This is a genomic window from Nocardiopsis sp. NPDC055879 (genome assembly GCF_053615935.1).
The window spans coordinates 1-1,002 of sequence record NZ_JBSHCT010000118.1 but is presented as its reverse complement, the minus strand read 5'-3'; the positions used below and the strand labels follow the sequence as shown (position 1 = coordinate 1,002).

Here is a 1,002-nt window from a genome sequence, read left to right as displayed (position 1 = left end):
GCAGCGCACGACTCACCCCGCTCGCCCCCTGACGATCGTCCGCGCGCTCGGAGGAGTCGTGGGAGGCCGACGACGAACTCATGGGGCACCTCGGATCTTCATGGGTGGAGGGGTGACCGATCGTGTCACACGACAATAGGGCAACCGCGGACCACCGGGGCCTCCTCTTGTCAAAGCGGCGCGGCGCATGGATTAATGAGCGCTCATGGAACGAACGACACTGGTGGTGGGCGGGCTCGGCGGCATCGGCGGGGCCTGCGTCGAGGAGTTCGAACGGCAGGGCCACCGCGTGGTGGTGGCCGATCGCGCCCTGGGACACGACGCCTGCGACCCGGAGGTGATCCTGGGCCTGATCGAGGATGTGGGGTCCCTGGACAACGTGGTGCACGCCGCCGGGTCCGTGGGTTCGGGGGGCATCGAGAAGGAGGGTCCCGAGCAGTGGCGCACCGTACTCGACGACAACCTGGTGTCGGCGCTGGCGGTGTCCCAGGCGGTGATCCCCTCCCTGCGCGCGGGGGCCTCCATGGTGCTGTTCAGCTCGGTGAACGGACGACATGGCGGCAACACGCTCTCCGGCCCCGCCTACGCGTCGGCCAAGGCCGGGCTCCTCGGCCTCACCCGTCACCTGGCCAAGGACCTGGCGCCGCGCGGGGTGCGCGTCAACGCCGTGGCCCCGGGACCCGTACGCACACCGATGGTGGACCGGCTGACCGAGACGGAGTGGGACGACCTCCTCTCCTCGATCCCGCTGAACAGGGTCAGTGAGCCCGGAGAGATCGCCGGCACCGTGTCATGGCTGTGCTCACCGGCCGCCGCGTCGGTGACGGGCACCGTGATCGACGTCAACGGCGGAATGTGGATGGGCTGAGGCCGGAGCCGACTCGTCCACGGGCTCGAAATCCACCCTTGCCGCGGGGTGTCCCATCGTCATACCTTTTTGGCTGGTACAGCGGGTTCGACGGAGCGGGAGCGGCATGAGGATCCTTGTGGTGGGCGCCGGGG

1 protein-coding gene is annotated in these 1,002 nt (G+C 69.4%); it reads left to right on the top strand.

Annotated elements, in window-relative coordinates:
• The first annotated feature begins 205 nt into the window (after positions 1-205).
• The gene (locus ACWGKS_RS30150) at positions 206-868 is read left to right on the top strand and encodes an SDR family NAD(P)-dependent oxidoreductase (protein WP_452525139.1); all 663 of its coding nucleotides are present in this window, start codon (positions 206-208) and stop codon (positions 866-868) included.
• Positions 869-1,002 lie beyond the last annotated feature (134 nt).